Below are 13,532 nucleotides of genomic sequence, written 5' to 3'. Positions count from 1 at the left end.
ATCCTGTCCATCCCCCTCACCCTCCTCGCCCGAGCACTCGTCCTCGAAGGGGACCCACGTATGACCTGGCTGCGATGGGTCACCGGGGACCGCTCAGCGACACCGCCACAGACGCCCTCGACGAAAGGCGGACGGTAGCCGAAGTCGATCAGACAGCCGACATCCCGAGGACGGCTGCATTCCGAGCGCGGCGGTGATCGGATGAGTGAGCGCCGACTACGGTCAGGAGCCTTTGCGGTATTCGACGACTTCGATTCCCAGGTCCGACACGCGATTCAGGAGCGACTGCAGATCACTCTGATCGCGGAGCTCGCCGACCAACAGCGACCCATCGCTGACGCTGATCACGAGCATCTCGGGAACGGTGGCGACCAGGATCTCTGTCGCGGGCGCTGCGACCCGGATCTCGTAGTGCGGCACGATACACCTCCAGGACTCATTCTCGTGACCAGTTCGACGAATACCTTCACCCGAGGAGGGTGAAGGGCCTGAACTGCTCTAAACCAATCCGAGCTCGCGGGCAGCCGCGACCGCTTCTGCCCGATTAGCTGCCCCGAGCTTGCTGTAGATGCTGCGAAGCTGCGACTTCACGGTGTTGATGCTCACCTGGCGTTCAGTCGCGATATCGGCAAGGCTCTGATGCGCCGGCAGCTCCCTCACCAGCTCTCGCTCCCGCAATGTCAACGCCGGCAGATTCGTGGCCTCAGGAACCGGGATCGCCGCACGGTCGACGACTGTGTCTGCGAACGACTGCCACGACCCCAACCTGTCAGCACGTGCGCGGAGCAAGAGGGCTGGCTGGTTGCCCTCCTGCAGGAAGGGTCGGATCGCGCCGAGGGGCGCCGCGGCCATCAAGGCGTTCAGCACGCGTTCTGTCGAGGCGGCTTTCTTGCCATGCTGTTCCGCGTAGGTCGCAAGATAGACCCAGGCGTAGCTCACGGTGAGCGGGCTGACCTTCATCGCCCCTGATTCGATACCTCTTCGAAGGAGCATCTCCGTCTCGCGAGATGGTCGACGCATGAACGCGGCCGTCAGAGTCTCAAGGCGATCTGAGCCGAGCACGCGACGGACACGGAAGAGTATCCGGTCGGCGAGGGTCAGATCGCCGTGCCACATCGCGGCGTACATCCACGGCACGACGGCGTAGGCGACGCTGGGCATCGAGTCGGCGAGGTCTTCCTCCATCACGGTGGTCAGAGCGTTCAGGGTCTCGTGTCCGGGGTGTCGTTCCAGAGCGTCCAGGGCGAGCAGTACGCGCGCGAGATGCTGCATCGTTCCCTCGACAGGCGATTCCCTCTTGTCTATGAGAGGCCTCAGCGATGCCACTGGCAGGGCCCGGCCCTGGTGATAGGCCTGCGCGGCAACTGCGAACGCGGCGCGGGCAGCGACGCCATCGGCCGCGTCAGCGTCATCGATGAGCTCCTTGCTGAGGGCCAGAAACACGGCCTCGACGTCGATCCACTGCCCCGCCGTCGCTACCACCGAAAGCGCGCTTTCCAGCGCGAGGAGCCTGAGCCAGCGCTCAGTGCCGGTCGAGCGCAGGTGAGCCCCGAGCGCGATGAGCCGTTCCGCCTTACGAAGTCGACCATCGTTCTCACGCGCATCCTCGTGCACCCACGCGTCGGCGATATCGCCGAACGCCTGGACGTCAACGGCGAGAGGAGTGTCGCTGGGACCGACAGCTGCCGGGATGCTCACGACGTCCTCCCCGGAGGCGTGCGCCCAGAGCCTGTCGACGATCTCGTCGACCGGAGACTTCGTTCCTCGACGTGCAGCGGTGCGGGCGGCAAGTCGCCGACGCGCCGCGTTTCGGTCGTCGAAGTGCGGAACACCCAGGAGCAGTCGCATGTCCGCGTCCAGCCGCTCACGTTCGCGAGATGGCAGGGCACGCACCGCACGCATCACGGCACCCGACTCGCCTTGGAAGATGAGGGAGTATCCATGCGCATCGAGAAAAGCCGCGAGAGCGTCCTGGTCAGCCGCGTGTTCCCACTGGTCTAGTGCGCTGCGGAGATCACCGTGCCGGGTGAACCACTCGGCGGCGCGGGCGTGACCCTGACGCGCCCTTTCGATATCCCTGTGTCGCTGCTCGGCACGAAGGAACGTCGCGAGCAGTGGATGGAAGACGTACGAGTTGGACTCGACGGCAACGAGAGTGTTCGAGCGGGCGAGGTGGTCGAGGATCCCCGCGGCATCGTTGTGCTCCGTGAGCTCGTCGAGGAGCAAAGCGGGTACCTCTCGCGCCACGGCAGACCACACGAGGACGTCTCTCTGGGGTGGGGGAAGACGGTCCAAGAGCTCGTGAACGAGGTATTCGGCGATCGGTCGGCTGTCCCCGTTGAAGCGCGACAAGACATCGCCCATCTCCGCCTCCTGGGCCAGCCGGCTCAATAGCGCGAGCGCTACCGGCCATCCATGGGTGACGGCGAGGATCTTCCGAACATGGTCAGCGTCGGCCGCGTCGATCCCGAAGAACTCATGGACCTCCGCAGGGGTGAATTCGAGGTCTGCTTCACGAATCTCTGTCGTGACCACCCAGCGGGATGGAGAAACCGGGAACGGATCGAATCGCCCGGCGAGGACAATACCCGCGGTGGCGGTCGTGTCCTCGAGCAGTTGAAGGATCTCGGCACGTGTGGCGGCCGTCGCCAGCTCGACTCTGTCGAGGACCAGATGCGAACGGCTGCCCGCGCGAACCTCGCAGATGGCGGAGGTGACCCTCGCTGCCTCCGAGCAGTCGACGATCTCCACCGGCCTATCGAGGGTGTCGATCCACTGGCCGATAATAGCCGTCTTGCCAGCGCCGGCCGGCGCCCAGAGCGCCACGATCCGCCCGCCTCGCTCGAGGTCTTGGAAGGGCTCCAAGAGACGCGGCCTCTCGATTCGATGACCAAGACGACGACAGGACTTTCCCCCCGGGAAGCTCATAAGCCGAGCGTAGCGATCCGGTATATCGGCGTCTATGGTCACGTTTACCGAATCGGTGCGCGGGCCCGGGCCGGATCTCATCGCCCTGTGTTGGAGCAACTTCGACTGTTCTTTCTGCGGCCTTTATCCGGTCGGTCCCTTCGAGCACGTCAGGAACAGCGTGAATGCTCGCGGCCAGCTCGACGACCTCCTACGCGAGGCTCGGCATGCTGCACGGGCCTGGAGCATGCCGACGACCGTGACCGATACGCGTCACACTGACGAGCATCACGCTCGGCTAGTCTCCAACCATGGGTCTACTCGACTGGATCGGGCGGCGACGACCACCGGCGGTGAGCCCGGGCCGCGCCGGAACCCCCGTCAAGCCGGTTCTCGCGTCGCGGCGCGAGACCGCGTCGGGAATCACGGTCTCTGCCTATACGGCCGGAGGGCCTCCCGACGGCTACGTCTCGCCGTATCTATCAGCGGATGAGGCCGAGGAGCTCGTGCACCTGGACGACCGAGGTTTGCCCAACCTTCACGTGGTGGAGTTCCGAGGCGAATGGTGGCTGGCGGAGACGTCAACCGGGCGGCTAGTGAACGCTGGGTCCCGGGTGCTGAGACGTATGGGGATCTGGAGCGTGCGCGTCCGTGGTGACGAGCACGCACCTGGCACCCTTCGTATCGGCCCGGCACGCCTGGTTCGAGAGCCGGATAACGAGTTCGACGCGAACGCGGTCGCGATCTATCAAGATGGGATTCGTTGTGGGTACTGGAACAAGGGCGCTGCCCGCTCGTTGGCGAAGATCCTCGACAACGGCCAGGAGATGTCGACGTATGCCATCTCCGCCCGTCCCCCGAAAGTGATTGCGGCGGAGCAGCGGGTTCTCACGCACCTCGTGGGGAGATTGCGACCATAGGCACCCGCCGGTGGTCTGGGAGAACTATTCATCTCGAGATTGCACTGCGTCAGCTCATCGATGCCGGCCTTGCTACCCGCGAGCAGCGGGGACGCTGGGCCAACGTCCGCGTCGTTCCCAGCGGTTGGCTCCGAAGATACGGCATAGCCCTCGCCCCGGCGGTCGCGGGCGACTAGTTGCCCTGCAGCGCACGGGTCGCCATGTACTCCTCCGCGGCGGGTTCCAGCTTGAAGTCGAGCAGCTCCACGGAGTGCGCCTTCAACACCTCACGCACCTCAGTTGGTGTGGTGCGGAAGTACTCGCGACGCAGGTTGATCTGGTTGATGCGCCGGTCCGCGAAGTGCTGGTGCAGCATCGCTTCGATGCTGACGGCGTCATCAGCGAAGAACAGGGCGTGGACGTCGAACCGGAACGGCACGGACGCGTCGCCGAGTTCGTTGACGCGGTCCATCGGTTCGAGGCGCCGGGTGAGGCCGATCTTCACCACGTCGGGCCCGAAGGAACCGACGTTGCTGATGACGTAGACGTATCCGGCGCGGATGTTGGCTGCGCGGTAGTCGACGTTCTCGATGGCGTGTTCGACATCAGCGAGTCGCGCTCGCATGCGCTCCGCGCCTTCGAGATCGCCGTTCGCTTCGAGGGCGGCGATGGTGTTCGCGTAGTGCCCGCGTTCCTTCTCGAGGCGCGCCTTCTCGGCGGCGAGTTCCTTCTCAGCCTTGCGCTGCTCTCGAAGTTCCTCACGGTGCGCACGGTCTGCTTCCTTCTCTTCTTGAACGGCGCGGAGGTGTCGGTTGGCGAGTTCGAGCTCGCGGAGCCGGAGCTGGTGGAAGTACGACGTGATGCTCAGGTCGATCATCGTGCCGAGGCGAGCGATCTGCTCCTGCGCGGTCGTGAGGCGTTTCTGAGCGGTGGCAAGGTTCCCGGCACGGACGGCCTTGACGCAGTTCTCTGCTTCGGCGTTGTAGGAGCGGAGCATGAGCTTCGACATGTCGCGAACGAACTTCGCGCCCTTGGCCGTGCTGTTGTTGAAGGTGAAGTTGCTCGTCGCCTGCGTCGCCCGGCCGGCGCGGACGGCCGTCTTGATGTCTGCGCGCAGCGCTTCGAGCTGCGTGGCCAAGGCGACCGAGTCCTCGGCGGGATGCTCGTAGTCGTAGAGGCCCAGTTCCTGCACCTCGACAGCCCCGCGCAGGTCCAGGAGCGAGGCTTGCGTAGACGCGATGTCCGCTTGACGCGATGCGAGCTCGGCCGAGGCGGCTGTGACCTGCCCGCGAACGCCATCGACTTCCTGGTTCAGGTAACGCTTCAGGTCGTCGAGGGCGGCGACCTCCTGGAGTCCGTACTGGTCGATGAGCCCTTGAAGCCGGGCGATCTCCGAGCGGAGCTTCTCGGCGTGCTTGCGTGCACCGACGAGCGGGATGCTCTCGAGAACCAGCGCGTTCTGTCCTCCAGTCACCGGGGCGACCGCAACCGGGGCCTGTTCAACGACGGGAGGGTTCTGCGCCGGGGCCGAACCGCCCGCGGGCGACGATGCAAGCGCTCGAGCCTCTGCGCGGCTGCGCGCCAGCGGGGCAACGGTCTGCGCACCGGCAGCGAAGACGTGTTCCGTCCACACCGCGCCGTCCCAGTACCGTTGCTCGAACTGCCCAGACGGATCTGGATGCCAACCGGCCTGCACAGTCTGTTCAGTCACTCGCTCAACGTAGCGCACCGCTTCCTACACAGGAGCCGGACCGTGTTTCGTCCGCAATAGCCCTCGGCTGCTGGGCCAAGCAACCCGCGCTCTAACAGCCACGACACACTCCATCGGCTCCTCGATCTCGCGCAGCTCACCCGCCCTTGCGAGTGCGCCAGACTGTGGTCATGGTGAGCAAATCGTGGAGGGGCTACTGGTGGCTACCGTCGTCGCCGGACGCGCGGGTGCCAGGTCGACTGGTCGTCGAGGAAGACGGCAGGTGCGAGCTTCAGATCATCGGCGGCCTCGATATGGGCAAGGCAACCTCTCGGCAGCTCAGCGAGCGCGTACCAGCGATCTTCGGCGATGCGGAGGGTCAGCGAATAACCGTCACTGACTGTTTCGTCGTGCGGCAAGATGGCTTCGGAGGTCCTGCCAGCCAGTTCCAGGACATCCATGTGCACGAGGCACTTGTTGGCGTCCACGTCGCTCCTGAGGAGGCGGTCTTCGAGTCCGCCATCGTCACCATCGAGCACCTATCAAGTTGGTTGGCGATCCAAGAGCACGTGTCGCGTGACGGCACTGACGGCGTAGAGTCCGCAGCGACCCGGCGTCCTTCCGAACGGAGCTGCGAAGTCGACGGTTGGACTTTCACAGCCCGACCTTTGGTGCAGCCCTTCCATGTCGTGGCCCAACGCGCGCGACTGACCGTGAATGGCGAGATCTCAAACTACCTCGTGATCCGTGCGCCCCGTCCGGTCGCCGCTGGCGGCTTCGATAAGCCCGTGCTCGAGCTGATGGACCTGCTAACCCTGGCCTCAGGAGAGCCCAGCGGTCAGATCGCGCTGACGCTAATCCACAAGGATCCCAACGAGCAGCTGGATCGTGACGGCTCGTCACTCTCGCTGGAGCGGCGGGTGGAGTGCTTCGGCGCTCGAACTCACACGGCGATGCCTACTGAGTCGGCTGTACCTGACTGGAGGTTCCTCTTCACCTGCGCGGACAAATCATTCGAGGAACTCGTCCCCGCGTGGCTCGCACTTCGACGACGAGCTCCTGAAGCGTGCAACGTGTACTTCGGGATGAAGTACGCCCGTCCTAACTTCACAGAAGTTCGCCTTCTCATGATCGCTATCACCGCAGAAACCCTTCACCAGTCCATCCGCGAGGACGAGACCGAACTCCCGCCCGAGATGTTCACTGATCTTCGCGCTCGGGTGCTCGCATCACTCGAGGATGCAGACGAGCGCCGATGGGTGAAGGCACGGCTCCGAAACGCGCCGAGCTTTCTGGAGCGGCTGAGCTCTCTCGTGTCGATACCTTCCGAAGCTGCCGTCACCGCCGTCATACCCGACATCGAGGTATGGAGTCGCGCGCTTCGCGACGCCCGCAATAACCTCGCCCACACTGGGAACAACAAAAGCGACGAGGACATCTTCGTCCTCGAGAACATCACTGCATCTCTGCTGACCTTGGTGTTGATGTCTGAGCTTGGCCTCACCGAAGAGACACAGGATCGCGCAGCCCTGCAAGTACTCGCGCCTTCTCTCCCACCAATTCGACCGTGACCGGCCCATCTTTCGCAGTCAGCCACAGGGCGCCGGCCAAAGTGGAGGATTACGAGGATGTCCGCAGAGGATTGGGGTAGTTTGACCGACCAGACCCCCCCCGGAATCACGCGGGAAAACACCTTCCGCGTACAACCCACACACATCAACTCCACGAGAAAAGCCGCCTGGGTTCAGGCGGCTTTTCTCGTTGGTGCTCTGCGCGACGTGAGCGCACGACACGAAGTCAGGCGTCGTCGGCCGTCACGGCGTTACCCCAGACCCAGCATCGGAACGTGCTGTCGCCGGCACGGAACTCTATACCTGCGGCAGATGGCGTGGAGCGCGCGAGCTTGGCGTCCACACGGATGGCCTCCGGCCCGAACCGGACCCACGCGCGGACTGCACGGTATGGCTGCGGGTAGATGGTGACCGGCTGTTCTCGAAGTGCGAGTTCGCGCTCAGTCAGGGACTGGAGGTGTCCAGATCGAGCGGCCGCGAGGATCGCCTGGTGCTGGGATCGCATGTCGTAGTGAGCGGCGAGACGCTTACTAGACCCCATGCCGGCTCCCTTCTCCGGCCTGAGTTCAGGGTAGCAACATTCGAAGCTATGTTCTATTCTGAACTCATGCGACCGACGACCGATCACCTCCCGGCAACCCTATGGATGGTCGACGACATTCCGTCGCGCATGGTCTTCGCCGGGCACCGGTGGAGGGTGTCCGACACCCCTACGCGCCTGCGTCACTCGATCTGGTCCGCATCGCCCGATCAGCATCACGGGCTCTATGGATGGCGCTTCCAGGGCACGAACGACGACGGGTTGTCGCTGGTGTTCGATGTCTTCAGGGGCGCGGACGGCTGGCACGTCCACCGCAGCTACGACTAGTCACGCGTGAACCGGCGCACCGGACACTGCTCGGACTGGTTCACTCGACGCTCCCGCTACGCGTTGACCGCACATGGTCACGAGCTGTCCGAGCGTCGCGCCCCGAGCGAGCGCGGCGCCGTGGTGTGACCCGGGTCTGAGACATCACTCGGAGCGCCACTCACCACCTATGATTCGTGAGATGCTGCGCAATCGTCGGCCGCAGGGCGTCCACGGCCCCACACGCACCGCTCACGCTCCCACTCCCGCTCCCGCTGAGGCTGGAGGGCTCTCCCCCAACCTGCGCGTCCTCCTGACGCTCGCGGCGGCGACCGTCGCTCTCGCCGGGGTGTACTTCGCCCGAGAGGTGTTCGGGCCCGTCGCGCTCGCGATCGCGATCGTGGTGATCTGCGAGCCCCTCCGCCGACCACTCGATCGGCGCGGCTGGCCCCGGTGGGCCGGAACGACAGCCGTCATCGCCCTCGCCTACCTGATACTCCTGGCCATGGGCGCGTTGCTGTGGCTCGCGGGGACGCAGTTCGCTCGACTGATCAGCGACCTCACCTCCGAGGGCGGTCTGACCCGCGCCGCGGATCAGCTCATCTCTTCACTGCGATCCCTCGGGCTGGACGCGGAGTCGTCGGACGCTGCGGCCTCGGTTCTCGATCCCGCGACGCTGCTCGCCGTCGCGCGCAGCGTCGGCGGCACAGCGCTCAGCGTGGCCACCGCGCTGTTCTTCGTGTGCGCATACATCATCTTCATGGCCGTCGACGCCGCCCGCTACCGTCAAGCTCCCGTGCTCTTCGCAGCGAGCAAGGGTGCGACGATCGAGCGCATCGTGCGCCTCAACTCCGGCATCCGCAGGTACTACGTCGTGAACGCCACCTTCGGCGCCATCGTCGCGGTCCTCGACGGGCTCGCGCTGTGGTGGATGGGAATCCCGGTTCCGATCGTCTGGGCGATCCTCGCGTTCGTCACGAACTTCATCCCCAACATCGGGTTCGTCCTCGGACTCGTCCCACCGGCCATCCTCGCGTTCATCGTCGGCGACTGGCCTCTGCTCCTCGGCGTCATCGCCGTCTACTGCGTCGTCAACGTCGTGCTGCAGGTCCTCGTGCAGCCCAAGTTCGTCAGCGACGCCGTCGACCTGAGCCTCACACTGAGCTTCCTGTCGGTGATCTTCTGGACCTTCATCATCGGACCGCTCGGAGCGATCCTGTCCATTCCGCTCACCCTGCTCGTGCGCACTCTGGTGCTCGAAGGCGATCCGAGCACGACATGGCTTCGGTGGCTCTCCGGTGACCGGAATGCGGTTCCTTCAGAGGAGCACCCCGCAGAGGAGCGACCTGCGACGAGACCCCGGCGTCGACGGTCCGCACGCGACCTCCGATCAGGCGACCGCTAGGACACGGCCTCCGTCAATCGGATGCGCCGCTCCCCGGCGCTGCATCTGCGGCCGCTGCGTCCTCGTCCCGGCGTGGCTTGGCGCCCGCACCGGCGCCGAGCGAGATCGTCGAGAGCAATCCGAGCGACAGGAACCCCGCCGCCGTCCACGCGGCGAACCGGGTGCCGTCGGAGAACGCCGACTTCGCATCGTCTGCGATCTCGGCGGTCTCGGGCTGCGCCTCGAGCCCGCTGATCGCCGCGCCGGCGCTGTCGACGACGGACGACACGATCTGATCGCGTTGCTCGACCGGAAGCCCCCGTGCATCGAGTGACGATGAGAGGATCCCGGCCGTGCTCGTGAACAGCACGGTCCCGAGCACGGCGACACCGAGAGCAGCACCGAGCTGGCGCGACGTCGACTGGGTGCCCGACGCCGCGCCGCTGTCATCGACCGGCACGTCGGCGAGCACGACACCCGTCAGCTGAGCTGTGGCGAGGCCGACACCGAGTCCGTAGACGAAGAGGAACGGGATGAGGGGCACCCACGACGCGTCTGGGGCGATGACGAAGCCGACGCCTGCGACGCCGATGATCTCGGCCAGAAGTCCCGCCCGCACGACCCAGACCGGAGCGATCTTGCCGCTCGCCGCGCCCGCCGCACCGCTGGCCACGAACGACCCGCCGGCCAGGGCGAGCAGCAGCAGGCCCGTCTGCAGCGCATCGAACCCCAGGACGAACTGCAGCCACAACGGCAGCGCGAGGATGATGCCGAACTCGCCCAGAGACACCACTGTCGCCGCTATGTTGCCGTTGCGGAACGACGGAATGGAGAACAGACGCAGGGCGAGAAGGGTCGACCTGCCGCGGCGCTCCCGGTGCACGCCCCACGCGATGAAGGCGACGAGGGCGACGACGGCCAGCGCGAAGGCGAACGGGATCGGAGACACGTCCGACGGCCAGGTCCAGTCGCCGATCTGCAGACGCTGGTCGACGAGCCACCACCCGTAGGTACGCCCCTCGATCAGACCGAACACGAGACTCGCCATCGTGATCACCGCGAGGATCGCTCCGACGACGTCGATCTTCGACGTCCGATCGCTGCGCGATTCGGCGACCGTGAGCAGCACCCCGATGATGATGACGATCCCGAGCGGGATGTTGATGCCGAAAGCCCAGCGCCAGGAGAACGCCGTCGTCAGCCATCCCCCGAGCAGAGGGCCCACAGCTGCCATACCGCCGATCGTCGAGCCCCACACCGCGAAGGCGATGCCGCGCTCGCGGCCTCGGAACGTCGCATTGATGATCGACAGTGTCGTCGGCAGGATCATCGCCCCGCCGACTCCCTGCGCGAGACGGGCGAGGATCAGCATCCCGCCGTCCGCTGCGAACGCCGCGAGCACCGAGGACGCCGCGAAGACGACGACGCCGATGAGCATCACGCGCCGTCGTCCGAAACGATCCGCCAGACTGCCGAACACGAGGAGCAGGGCGGCGAACACCAGCGTGTACGCCTCCTGCACCCACTGCACCTGGGTCGAGGTGATACCCAGATCGTCGACGATCGCCGGAATCGCCACATTCACGATCGTCGAATCGACGATGATCAGCGACACGGCAATGCTGATGAAGACCAGGCCCACCCAGCGCAGGCGAATGTAGCGTTCCATGACTACTAGCCTAGCTAGCAATTAGACAGGTGTCACGAATCTGCTCACCGCCTCTGAGCCGCAATCAGTCGGCGTGCGTCTCCGCGGCCGGACGATCGACGATCCTCCGAACACCGCCCCTGGCGAGCATGAGCACGATGATGAGCGCGGTCACCTGCAAGAACCCACCCAGATACACGGCGTCACCGAAGACCCACGCCACGATCTCGAGCACGAGGAACTTGCTACCGGGAAGGACGAGGAGCAACGCGGCGACGTTCAGCACTCTGACCCAGCGGCTGTGCGTGCCGCGGATGCGCGCCATGATGCGCTTCTTCACGTAGAGCACTCCCTCGAGCACGACCTTGAGCAGCACCGCCGTCAGCAGGCGAGAAGGAATGACTCGGAGATGACCTCGGGGAACAGCTGGATGAAGACGCCGAGCACCACGAGGTAGACGAAGATGTCGACGAGGTCGACGGGACGGAGCCGCACGGCCTCATCGTAGCGAGGACTCGAACACGATTAGATTGTGCACAATCTAATCGTGTGCAATGCTTGAGAGATGGCCGTGACCGATGAGATGGTGTGCTTCTCGCTGTATTCCGCAGCCCGAGCGACGACGCAGGCCTACCGAGCCCTCCTCGCACCCTGGGGTCTCACCTACCCGCAGTACCTGGTGCTCGCGATCCTCTGGATGGAGGGCGAGCAGACGATCGGGTCGCTGGGCGACGCGATGCAGCTCGATTCGGGCACCCTCTCCCCCCTCGTGCGTCGCCTCGAGCAGGCGGGCTACGTGATCCGAGCCCGCAGCTCTGCCGATGAGCGGGTCGTCACGGTGGGGCTGACCGAGGCGGGCACGGCGCTGCGCACCGAGGTCGCGCCTGTCCACACCACGATCGCAGCCCTCGCCGGAATGCAGGACGACGACCAGCGTCACCGCCTGATCGCCGAGCTGCAGGAGCTCACCGGGCGGCTGCAGAAGACAGGCGCCACCCCGCACCCGTGACGCGCACACCGCGCGCCGACTGACCACAACCGGAAGGAATCCACACCATGGAAGCTCTCTACACCGCCGAGGCCCTCGCCACAGGAGCCGGCCGCGACGGCCGCGTCGCCACGAGCGAAGGCAACCTCGAGCTCGACCTCGCCATCCCCAAGGAGATGGGCGGCAGCGGAGACGGCGCCAACCCCGAGCAGCTGTTCGCCGCCGGTTACGCCGCGTGCTTCCACTCCGCACTGCAGTCGGTCGCCCGCACGCAGAAGGTGAAGATCTCCGACTCGTCGGTCGGTGCCCGCGTGCAGATCGGATCCAACGGCGAGGGCGGTTTCGGGCTCGCCGTGCAGCTCGAGGTCGTCATCCCCGACCTCCCCCACGAACAGGCCCAGGCACTCGCGGACGCCGCCCACAAGGTGTGCCCCTACTCCAACGCGACCCGCGGCAACATCGACGTCGAGATCACCGTCACCGACGACTGATCCACCCCGAACATCCCCCACGATCGATCCCACGAGGAGACACAATGCGCGCACTCACCCATGACACCTTCGGCGATCCCGAACAGGTTCTGACCGTCACCGAACGCCCCACCCCCGAGCCCGGCCCGGGTCAGGTGCGGCTGAAGATCGTGCTGTCGCCGATCCACAACCACGACCTCTGGACCATCCGGGGCACCTACGGCTTCAAGCCCGAGCTGCCCGCGGCATCCGGCACCGAGGCCCTCGGCATCGTCGACGCTCTCGGCGAGGGCGTCGACAGCCTGGCAGTCGGACAGCGGGTCGCCACCGGCGGCACGTTCGGCGCCTGGGCCGAGTACGTGGTCGCGAACGCCGCAGGTCTCATCCCGGTTCCCGAGTCGCTGAGCGACGAGAGCGCGGCACAGCTCGTCTCGATGCCGTTCAGCACCATCAGCCTGCTGCAGTTCCTGGGGGCCGAGAAGGGCGACTGGATCGTCCAGAACGCGGCGAACGGCGCGGTCGGACGCATGCTCGCCCAGCTCGGCGCCGCTCGTGGCGTCAATGTCATCGGCCTCGTGCGCCGCTCGGCCGGCGTCGACGAACTCCGCGAACAGGGCATCGAGAACGTCGTCTCGACCGACGACGACGGCTGGCGCGAGCAGGTCGCCGAGATCACCGGCGGCGCGCACATCGCCTTCGGCATCGACTCCGTGGGCGGATCGTCTGCGGGAGACGTGCTGTCGCTCCTCGGCGAGGGCGGCACACTCGTCGCTTTCGGCGCCATGAACTCGCCCACGATGGAGATCGCCTCGGGAGACGTCATCTTCAAGCAGGCGACCGTCAAGGGCTTCTGGGGCAGCAAGGTCATCCAGACGATGGATGCCGCCACCCGCGGCGCTCTGTTCGGCGAACTCATCCAGCGCGTCAGCGACGGCACCCTGACCCTGCCGGTCGCCGGGGTCTTCGACGCCGCAGATGCGGCCGACGCTGTGCGCGCGAGCAACACCGCCGGCCGCGTGGGCAAGGTGCTTCTGAAGTTCTGATCTCGGCGAGGCGCAGGGTGTTGCGCATTACTTGACAGTGGCAATTAATGCCGCATACGCTGACGGTGACATCGAAATCGATCGA

At 65.7% G+C, this 13,532-nt stretch carries 12 protein-coding genes; 7 read left to right on the top strand and 5 right to left on the bottom strand.

Features of this window, described 5'->3' with window-relative positions:
• Positions 1-222: 222 nt before the first annotated feature.
• Both ASF87_RS12995 and ASF87_RS18065 read right to left on the bottom strand, forming a co-directional pair.
• Positions 223-420 carry a hypothetical protein gene (locus ASF87_RS12995; protein WP_056376544.1) on the bottom strand — a complete coding sequence of 66 codons (198 nt, stop codon included), beginning with the start codon at positions 418-420 and terminating at the stop codon, positions 223-225.
• 78 nt (positions 421-498) lie between these two features.
• Positions 499-2,970: a LuxR C-terminal-related transcriptional regulator gene (locus ASF87_RS18065; RefSeq protein WP_162238693.1), complete on the bottom strand. Its 2,472-nt coding sequence runs from the start codon at positions 2,968-2,970 to the stop codon at positions 499-501.
• A gap of 248 nt (positions 2,971-3,218) precedes the next feature.
• Between ASF87_RS18065 and ASF87_RS12985 the strand changes: the two genes are divergently transcribed.
• The gene (locus tag ASF87_RS12985) at positions 3,219-3,827 is read left to right on the top strand and encodes an HIRAN domain-containing protein (RefSeq protein ID WP_156153240.1); all 609 of its coding nucleotides are present in this window, start codon (positions 3,219-3,221) and stop codon (positions 3,825-3,827) included.
• A 172-nt stretch (positions 3,828-3,999) separates the two neighbouring features.
• Here ASF87_RS12985 and ASF87_RS12980 read toward each other — a convergent pair whose 3' ends face one another.
• Positions 4,000-5,517 (bottom strand): DUF4041 domain-containing protein, encoded by a 1,518-nt coding sequence (locus tag ASF87_RS12980; protein ID WP_235558961.1) that lies wholly within the window; start codon positions 5,515-5,517, stop codon positions 4,000-4,002.
• Positions 5,518-5,687: 170 nt separating this feature from the next.
• Between ASF87_RS12980 and ASF87_RS12975 the strand changes: the two genes are divergently transcribed.
• The 3 genes from ASF87_RS12975 (at position 5,688) to ASF87_RS12960 (ending at position 9,319) form a co-directional block, all read left to right on the top strand.
• The gene (locus tag ASF87_RS12975; RefSeq protein ID WP_157550109.1) at positions 5,688-7,067 is read left to right on the top strand and encodes a HEPN domain-containing protein; all 1,380 of its coding nucleotides are present in this window, start codon (positions 5,688-5,690) and stop codon (positions 7,065-7,067) included.
• A gap of 607 nt (positions 7,068-7,674) precedes the next feature.
• Positions 7,675-7,935 (top strand): hypothetical protein, encoded by a 261-nt coding sequence (locus ASF87_RS12965; RefSeq protein WP_056377006.1) that lies wholly within the window; start codon positions 7,675-7,677, stop codon positions 7,933-7,935.
• A gap of 181 nt (positions 7,936-8,116) precedes the next feature.
• Entirely contained in the window at positions 8,117-9,319 is a 1,203-nt protein-coding gene (locus ASF87_RS12960) for an AI-2E family transporter (RefSeq protein ID WP_082508945.1), read from the top strand.
• A 13-nt stretch (positions 9,320-9,332) separates the two neighbouring features.
• On the opposite strand, the gene ASF87_RS12955 is transcribed toward ASF87_RS12960, so the two are convergent.
• Both ASF87_RS12955 and ASF87_RS12950 read right to left on the bottom strand, forming a co-directional pair.
• Entirely contained in the window at positions 9,333-10,967 is a 1,635-nt protein-coding gene (locus ASF87_RS12955) for a DHA2 family efflux MFS transporter permease subunit (RefSeq protein ID WP_056376540.1), read from the bottom strand.
• 64 nt (positions 10,968-11,031) lie between these two features.
• Entirely contained in the window at positions 11,032-11,322 is a 291-nt protein-coding gene (locus ASF87_RS12950; RefSeq protein WP_235558960.1) for a hypothetical protein, read from the bottom strand.
• A gap of 189 nt (positions 11,323-11,511) precedes the next feature.
• Here ASF87_RS12950 and ASF87_RS12945 point away from each other — a divergent pair, with 189 nt between their 5' ends.
• Genes ASF87_RS12945 through ASF87_RS12935 form a run of 3 tightly spaced genes read left to right on the top strand, consistent with a single transcriptional unit; the run spans position 11,512 to position 13,447 of the window.
• Positions 11,512-11,955: a MarR family winged helix-turn-helix transcriptional regulator gene (locus ASF87_RS12945; protein ID WP_056376539.1), complete on the top strand. Its 444-nt coding sequence runs from the start codon at positions 11,512-11,514 to the stop codon at positions 11,953-11,955.
• Between the two features lie 47 nt (positions 11,956-12,002).
• The gene (locus ASF87_RS12940; RefSeq protein WP_056376538.1) at positions 12,003-12,425 is read left to right on the top strand and encodes an organic hydroperoxide resistance protein; all 423 of its coding nucleotides are present in this window, start codon (positions 12,003-12,005) and stop codon (positions 12,423-12,425) included.
• Between the two features lie 44 nt (positions 12,426-12,469).
• The gene (locus tag ASF87_RS12935; protein ID WP_042541873.1) at positions 12,470-13,447 is read left to right on the top strand and encodes a zinc-binding dehydrogenase; all 978 of its coding nucleotides are present in this window, start codon (positions 12,470-12,472) and stop codon (positions 13,445-13,447) included.
• Positions 13,448-13,532: the final 85 nt, after the last annotated feature.

It is taken from the genome of Microbacterium sp. Leaf161, from assembly GCF_001423645.1.
GTDB classification, from domain to species: Bacteria; Actinomycetota; Actinomycetes; order Actinomycetales; family Microbacteriaceae; genus Microbacterium; species Microbacterium forte.
Note: the sequence above shows the minus strand (reverse complement) of the source record. Positions and strands in the feature narration are given on the sequence as shown.